This is a genomic window from Citricoccus sp. (genome assembly GCF_035445025.1).
Classification (GTDB): domain Bacteria; phylum Actinomycetota; class Actinomycetes; order Actinomycetales; family Micrococcaceae; genus Citricoccus.
Window position 1 is genome coordinate 1 of sequence record NZ_DAOMPX010000079.1, and the last position, 7156, is coordinate 7156.

General features: G+C 73.3%; 8 protein-coding genes and 1 pseudogene. All 9 read right to left on the reverse strand.

The features are described from left to right. Positions 1–494, reverse strand: a pseudogene (locus PLJ28_RS14180) (hypothetical protein); the annotation flags it as partial. A 121-nt stretch (positions 495–615) separates the two neighbouring features. Then, a complete protein-coding gene (locus PLJ28_RS14185) occupies positions 616–1521 on the reverse strand; it encodes a Rossmann-like and DUF2520 domain-containing protein (protein WP_324590275.1) in 906 nt (301 codons plus the stop codon). Continuing rightward, the gene (locus tag PLJ28_RS14190; protein ID WP_298045077.1) at positions 1518–3191 is read right to left on the reverse strand and encodes a PH domain-containing protein; all 1674 of its coding nucleotides are present in this window, start codon (positions 3189–3191) and stop codon (positions 1518–1520) included. Before PLJ28_RS14190 ends, PLJ28_RS14185 begins: the two co-directional genes overlap by 4 nt. Next, positions 3188–3745 (reverse strand): PH domain-containing protein, encoded by a 558-nt coding sequence (locus tag PLJ28_RS14195; RefSeq protein WP_324590276.1) that lies wholly within the window; start codon positions 3743–3745, stop codon positions 3188–3190. Before PLJ28_RS14195 ends, PLJ28_RS14190 begins: the two co-directional genes overlap by 4 nt. A gap of 13 nt (positions 3746–3758) precedes the next feature. Then, positions 3759–4322 carry a DUF3180 domain-containing protein gene (locus tag PLJ28_RS14200; RefSeq protein ID WP_183530329.1) on the reverse strand — a complete coding sequence of 188 codons (564 nt, stop codon included), beginning with the start codon at positions 4320–4322 and terminating at the stop codon, positions 3759–3761. Then, positions 4319–4897 carry a 2-amino-4-hydroxy-6-hydroxymethyldihydropteridine diphosphokinase gene (gene folK, locus PLJ28_RS14205; RefSeq protein WP_324590277.1) on the reverse strand — a complete coding sequence of 193 codons (579 nt, stop codon included), beginning with the start codon at positions 4895–4897 and terminating at the stop codon, positions 4319–4321. The genes PLJ28_RS14200 and folK overlap by 4 nt, the downstream gene beginning before the upstream one ends. Beyond that, positions 4894–5268, reverse strand: a complete 375-nt coding sequence (folB, locus tag PLJ28_RS14210) for a dihydroneopterin aldolase (RefSeq protein WP_298045073.1) — start codon at positions 5266–5268, stop codon at positions 4894–4896. The genes folK and folB overlap by 4 nt, the downstream gene beginning before the upstream one ends. Further along, the gene (gene folP, locus PLJ28_RS14215) at positions 5265–6206 is read right to left on the reverse strand and encodes a dihydropteroate synthase (RefSeq protein ID WP_298045071.1); all 942 of its coding nucleotides are present in this window, start codon (positions 6204–6206) and stop codon (positions 5265–5267) included. Before folP ends, folB begins: the two co-directional genes overlap by 4 nt. 104 nt (positions 6207–6310) lie before the next feature. Beyond that, positions 6311–6919, reverse strand: coding sequence for a GTP cyclohydrolase I FolE (gene folE, locus PLJ28_RS14220; protein WP_183530339.1), 609 nt, complete (start codon positions 6917–6919; stop codon positions 6311–6313). Between the last annotated feature and the right edge of the window lie 237 nt (positions 6920–7156).

Consider the following 7156-nt stretch of genomic DNA (forward strand, 5'->3'; position numbering starts at 1 on the left):
GCGTCCTTCAGGCCCCGCGTCATCCGGCCGGCGACGAGGCCAATGCCGGCGGCGATGGCCAGGAACGTCCCGGGCCGGCGGGCCGCGAACCGGCGCACGTCGTCGAGCAGGTCCATCGGCTCCCGGGACTCCAGGTGGTGGGTGACCCGGCGGGCCCGGTCGGAGAGCATCGCCACGGCCTGGTTGACCAGGTCGGACTCGGGCCTCTCCCCGCGGGAGATGCGCTCGAGGTCCTCGGAGATCCCGCGCGACTGGACGGCCAGCCGGTCCTTCTGCGTGGACAGCTGCGAGGTGGCCTCCTGTTTGGCCGACTCGGCCAGGCTCCTGGCCTGGCCCACCGCTTCGTCCTTGACGTGCCGCGCCTCGTCCCTGGCCGTGCCGGCCACGTCACGGGCGGCGCCCTGGGCCTCGGCGCCGAGGCGCCCGGCCTCCTGCCTCGCCGTCTCCTTGGTGCCCCCCTCGGAGGTCGTCGGATAATCCGGGTTCAGCGTCATGGAATTTCCTTCCCGTTCACGGCCGACGTCCTGGATGTGGACGGGCCCTGTGGGCGCGACTGTAGCCCGGGATCCCCCGGGCGTGGGTACCCCTCATCGGCTGCCGGACGCCCGGGGGCGCTCAGTCCCCCAGCGCGTCCAGCAGCTCGGCCACCGTCGCCTCGGACAGGGCACCGCGCATCAGGGCGCGCACCGCCGTCGCCCGCGCCATGGCCCGGTACGCCTGCCCGACGTCGGCCGGGACGCCCTCGGCGCCCAGCACCTCCAGGTGCCGCCGCACGGTACCCACGTCCCCGCGGGCCACCGGCCCGGTCAGGGCACCGTCCCCGTTGGCGAGGGCGTTCTCCAGGGAGGCGTGCATGAGCGGCGAGAGCATCCGGTCGGTCTGCTCCACGCCGATCGAGGCCAGCAGCTGGGCGGACTGGGCGGTGAGGGTGACGAGGTGGTTCGAGGCGTGCGCCAGCGCCGCGTGGTAGGTGCCGCGGTCCGCCTCGGCGATGACCGCGGGCTCCCCGCCCATCTCCACGACGAGCGCCTGGGCGACCGGCAGCACGATGGCGTCCGCCGTGACCCCGAACATGCAGTCCGCCAGCCGGGCGATGTCCAGGCTCAGGCCGGTGAAGGACATCGCCGGGTGGATGGCCAGCGGGATCGCCCCGGCGGCGCGCACCGGATCGAGCACGGACACCCCATGCCGTCCGGAGGTGTGGACCACCAGGTGGCCGGTCTGGAAGTGCCCGGCGTCAGCGAGCCCGGAGATCAGCTCCGGCAGCACGTCGTCCGGGACGGCGAACAGCACCAGCTCGGACCGGCGCAGGATCTCCGGGATCTCGAGTACGGGCACCTCGGGCAGCAGGGACTCCGCACGGCTCCGGGAGGCCTCGGAGACCGCGTGCACCCCCGTGACGGCGTGGCCGGCATTGCGCAGGGCGGCCCCGAGCACGGCACCGACCTTGCCGGCGCCGATGATCCCGATCCCCAGCCGGCCCGGACGGCCCGCGGGCGCCCCGCTGAACGGCGAGGTCATTCGACGACCTGCCGGGTGCGCTGTTCGAACCGGGCCAGCTCGTCCGGCCGCATCCACTCGTTCCGGTCCCGCAGCCGGCGGGCCTGCGCGGCGACCTCACGTTCTGCGCGGAACAGTTCCATGGCCACGGCCGCGTCCAGCTGGTCCACCCTCGGGCTGATCGGGCCGGGTGGGATGTGGAACGTCACGGTGGCCGCTCCGCGCCAGCGTTCGACCGGTCCCTGGAGCAACTGCAGCGACTGGATGCGCTCGTGGGGCAGCAGGACCAGTTCGCGGTTGAGCCGTCCCGAGCGGATCATCAGCAGGGACCGCGTGGAACGGAAGCCGTGCCGGCGCCAGACCAGGGGGGAGAACCAGCGCATCCGCGGGGTGGTGGTCACGAAACCGTGGTCAGCCCCGGAACCGTCGAGGGCCGCGTGCACCAGCTCCCGGGCCTCCTCGACCGTCCCCACCCCGGGATCCGGTGCCACCACCGTGAGGACGCGCAGCACGTCGTCGAAGGTGCCCACCGGCAGCAGCCTGGACTTCCCGGTGGTGCCGTCGGGGGACTCCCCGTACCCGGCCACCGTCACGGCCATCCGGTACCAGCCGAACAGCCTCCAGAGCAGGGGGCGGCTCACCTTCACGGCCTGGATCCGGCCCGGGGGCACGGTCTGCGAGGTGGTGTCCAGCAGGCCGTAGCGCAGGCGCAGGCCGTCCGGGATCGAGGCGACGGTGAAGTTCCACCCACCGTTGACGGAGGACCAGATGCTGCTGCCGACGCCGAACAGGATGCCGAGCAGCGCCGGCACGCTCAGGGCTGAGCCCACCTCGGCGAAGAACTCCTGCGCCACGCTCTCGGGCATCCACCAGCGGATCGCCAGCAGGCCGGCCCCGTAGAGGATCCCGAAGACCAGCACGGCCGAGACGAGACCGGATCCGGTCAGCGTCGCACCGATCAGCCGGCCGGGCGGCACCCGCAGCATGACCCGTTCGGTCTCCTCCTCGTAGTCGTAGCCGATGCCGGACGCGACCACGGGACCAGGCCTGCCTGACGGGTGCGACCCCGCAGACGGTGCTGACGGCCGTGCCGGGGGTGACGGTATCGCCGGGTCCGCGGCGTCGGGGACGAGGCCCGGTCCCTCATCCGCCGGGGCCTCCGCGGCCTCGACCGGGTCCTGTCCGGACTGGATCCCGGCGGCCCGGCGCATGATCTCCTGGCGCAGCATCCGGGCCTCATCCATCCGCAGGAAGGACAGGCTCATCGCCGAGTCACCGCCGTCGGCCGTCTCGAACTTCAGCTCCGCCAGCCCGGCGATCCGCGCCAGCAGGGGCTGCTTGATGTCCACCGCCTGGACCCGGTCCAGCCGGGCGTGGCGGTGCTGCCGGAACACGACGCCGGACCGGACCTCGACCTTGTCCGCGCCCATGCGGTACCGGGTGAACCGCCAGGACAGGAAGAACCCGCCGAGGATGAGCAGGAAGACTCCCCCGACGATCGCCGCCCCTAGTCCGAGGGCACCGGTGTTCGCGAACAGGGCACCGGTGGTGGCCGCCCGGTAGATGTCCTCGAAGGCGTTCTGACCGATGATGAAGAGCACGGCGACGAGCGCGACCCAGCCCCGCACCAGGGGACTGACGGGATGGACCCGGTGCCAGTCGCCGTCGACGGCCGCGGGCCGCGGCGTCACAGCCCCGCCAATCTCGCCTGGCCGCGGGCCATCAGCTCCTCGCGCAGGCGGTCGCTCTCGGTGGGCTCGATGCCGTCGATGCTGGCGTCGGTGCTGCCCGAGGCCGTCTTGATGGTCAGCGTCCGGATCCCGAAGCGGCGCTGCAACGGGCCCTCGTTCACGTCCAGGTACTGCAACCGGCCGTAGGGCACGGCGGTGATCTGGCGGGAGATGATCCCCGAGCGCAACAGCAGTTCGTCGTCCTGCTCGGAGTAGCCCAGGGCCCGGACCCGGCGTGGCACCAGGGCCAGGTCGATGACGGCCCAGAGCAGCATCACCGCGGGCAGCAGCCAGGCCAGCCAGCCCGGGTAGCCCTCCCAGACGCCGCCCAGGCGCAGCACGAGGGGAACGGAGACGATGGCCAGCCACACCACCCAGCCGATGGTCTTGCTGATCAGCCTGACCGGGACGAGCCGCGGGGACACCGCGGTCCACTCCACCCCGGCCGCCTCGATGGGGGCCAGGCCGCGGCCGTCACCGGCCGGGGCGCGGCGGTCGGCGGCCGGGGACGCCACAGCGGCCGGACCCTCACCGCCGGGCCGGACCGGGCCGGGAACGGCCCGGTCCGGCACCTCGGCCGTAGACGGGTCCGGTGCCACGTTCGGGTCCATTGATCTCCTTGTCCGGGCCACCGTTCGCGGACGGCCCGTCTGCTCCGTCCTCAGGGGGGAGGCGGCAGAACTGCTCCACCACGAATCCCACGATAACCAGTACCAACCCGCCGATGATCATCAGCAGGGCGTCGTTGACGGTGGGCGTGCCGAATCCGGTGGCCGAGACCAGGTGCACCAGCACCCCGGCGTGCCAACCGGCGATCAGCGCTCCCGCATACGCCCCGGCCTGGGCCAGCACCAGGGTCCGGGCCGAGGCCACGGGATTCATCCGGGCGGCCGGCGGGCGCTTCTTGTCCCGCTGCACGCGGATCCCCAGCGCCAGCACCAGCACCGCCACCGCGGTCACGGTGATCGCCGATGACGCGGCCAGCACCGGCGAGACCAGCCCCGCGCCGGCGGCAACCAGCGCGGACAGCCAGCCCACCACGGCGGTCCCGGCGAAGACCAGCAGCAGCCACAGCGGACGGATGGAGGTCACGGCGTCGGCGCCCCCGTCCCGGTCTCCTGCGCACCGGGCAGCCGGCGGACCGTGCCGGCGTCGGCGGCCCGCGCCGCGAGCCCGGCCACGCTCACGCCGCCGAGGGTCGCCTGCGGATCGAGCCAGGACCACGGCGCGAGCACGAACGCCCGCTCGTGGGCCCGGGGGTGGGGCAGGGTCAGTTCCGGGTGATCCGAGGAGAGGCCGGCGTAGGTGATGACGTCCACGTCCAGGGTGCGCGGCCCCCAGCGCACCTCACGGGTGCGGTGATGGGCCTGCTCCACCGCCTGGCAGGCGGCGAGCAGCTGCCGCGGGGTCAGGGTCGTCTCCACGGACAGCACCAGGTTCAGGTAGTCCGGCTGGCCGGCCGGTCCCCCGACGGCGGCGGTCACCGCGACCGGCGAGACACCGGTCAGCTCGATGCCCGCGTGCTCCGCCAGCTCCCGCACCGCGGCCTGCAGGGTGGCCGCTGGGTCACCGAGGTTGGCGCCGAGGGCCAGGACGGCCGGGACGGGCGCCGCGGGGACGCGGTCCAGGGGATCCGCGGCCGGCTCACCCGGTTCCGGCAGGCTCATGCCCGGCTCCGGTGCACCGTGACCGCGACGTCGGCGAAGTCGGCCTCGATCGGCGCCCCCGGCTTGTGCACGGTCACCTCGACGGCGGCGGCCACCGGCTGCGCGTCCAGGACGGACTGGGCGATCCGCTCCGCGACGGTCTCGATGAGGTCGAACGGCTCGCCGGTGACCACGGTGAGGACGGCGTCCGCGACCTCGGCGTAGTTGACGGTGAGGGCCAGGTCGTCCGTGGCGGCGGCCGGGGCGGCGTCGAGGTGCACGACGACGTCGGTGATGAACTCCTGCCCGTCGCGCTTCTCCGCGGGGAACACCCCGTGGAAGCCGCGGGCCCGCAGGCCGGTCAGCGCGATGCGGTCCGGCACGGCGGTCACGCCCCCGGGTGGCGCCGGGACGGGACCGCGGCGGGACCGGCCCAGGCCTGGGCGGTCTTCACGGCGTGCAGGGAGGACTCCACGTCGTGCACGCGCACCCCCCACACGCCGTGCGAGGCCGACAGCGCCGAGACGGCGGCGGTGGCGTGGTCGCGGGCCGTGGCGACCGGTTCGGCCCCGGAGTCCGTGGCCAGCAGCGTGCCCAGGAAGCGCTTGCGCGAGGCGGCCACCAGCACGGGCAGGCCCAGGGCCATCAGCCGGGGCAGGCCCCGCAGCAGCTCCCAGTTCTGCTCCCCGGACTTGGCGAAGCCCAGGCCGGGGTCCAGGATGAGCTGCTCGGGCTTCACCCCGGCGGCCAGGAAGGTGTCCTTGAGCCGGGTCAGTTCCTGGATGACCTCCTCGACCACGTCGTCGTAGACGGCCAGGGAGTCCATCGTCTGGGCGTTGCCGCGATTGTGCATCAGGATGTAGGGGGCGCCGGTCCGGGCGATCAGCTCGGGCATGTCCGGCTCGTGGTTGAGCCCCGAGACGTCGTTGATGATGACGTCGCCCAGCTTCAGGGCCGCCTCCGCGGTGGCGGTGTGCATGGTGTCCACCGAGACCACGGCACCGGCCTTGAGCAGTGCCTCGATGACCGGCAGCACGCGGTTCTGCTCGGTGAGCGGGTCGATGGGCTCCGCACCGGGCCGGGTGGACTCCCCGCCGACGTCGATCAGGTCCGCACCCGAGTAGTGCAGGCGCAGGCCCTGTTCGATGGCGGTCTCCGTGTCCAGGTAGTCGCCGCCGTCCGAGAACGAGTTGTGGGTGACGTTCAGGATGCCCATCACCAGGGTGCGGTCCGTGGGCAGGTCCGCCAGTCGCCGCCGCCGCACCTTCCGGATGACGGTGAGTGGTCCGGTGGCCGGCCCCGTCCCTGCCTGTGCTGCCATCGAGTCCATCGGTGGTCCTTTCGTCTGCGGTCGGTCCGGGCGTGGCCGGGTGTCCCGGGCGGTCGGGCAGGCCTCGTCCGGGACGAGTGCCGCACGGCCGTCCGTTCCAGGGGTCAGCCGTGGAGGATCAGGCTCATCGCCTCGGCCCGGGTGGAGGCGTCGCGCAGTTGTCCGCGCACCGCCGAGGTCACGGTCTTGGCACCGGGCTTGCGCACGCCGCGCATGGACATGCACAGGTGCTCGGCCTCCACCACCACGATCGCCCCGCGCGGGTGCAGGTGCGTCATGAGCGCCTCGACGACCTGGGTGGTCAGCCGCTCCTGGACCTGGGGGCGCCGGGCGTAGATCTCGACCAGCCGGGCCAGCTTGCTCAGTCCGGTGACGCGGCCCTCCAGCGAGGGGATGTAGCCGATGTGCACGGTGCCGTGGAAGGGCACGAGGTGGTGCTCGCAGGTGGAGTAGAACGAGATGTCCTTCACCAGCACGAGCTCCTCGTGGGAGATGTCGAAGGTGGTGCCCAGGACCTCGGCCGGGTCCTGCTGGAGCCCGGCGAAGAACTCCGCGTAGGCCTTGGCCACCCGCGACGGGGTGTCCTGCAGGCCCTCGCGGTCCGGGTCCTCGCCGACGGCCTCGAGGATCTCGCGCACCGCGGCCCGGATGCGCGGCTGGTCCACGCCGACCGGGGGCAGTTCCGCCTCGGGGTCTGCCGCCAGCACGTCCACGTCAGTGGGTGGTTGGCTCACCGTCTCGGGTGCGCGTTCAGGGGAAGTGTCCACGGTCCCGATCCTAGCGGTGGGGCCCGGCGGGCACGTCCGTGGGTCCGGCCCCCGGACCACCGCCGGAACCACCGGGGCTCTCCCCGGGGAGCTGGCTGCCCGGCGTCGGGTCCACGGTGGGGGTCAGGGAGTCGGACGTCGACTCCGGGTCGACGGGGCCGGCGTCGTGCCCGTTCTTCGCGG

What these genes read in the sequence shown, in the direction of transcription:
- PLJ28_RS14185 (WP_324590275.1), bottom strand. Translation starts at nt 1,521, where the DNA reads ATGACCTCGCCGTTCAGCGGGGCGCCCGCGGGCCGTCCGGGCCGGCTG.
- folK (WP_324590277.1), bottom strand. Translation starts at nt 4,897, where the DNA reads ATGAGCCTGCCGGAACCGGGTGAGCCGGCCGCGGATCCCCTGGACCGC.
- folP (WP_298045071.1), bottom strand. Translation starts at nt 6,206, where the DNA reads ATGGACTCGATGGCAGCACAGGCAGGGACGGGGCCGGCCACCGGACCA.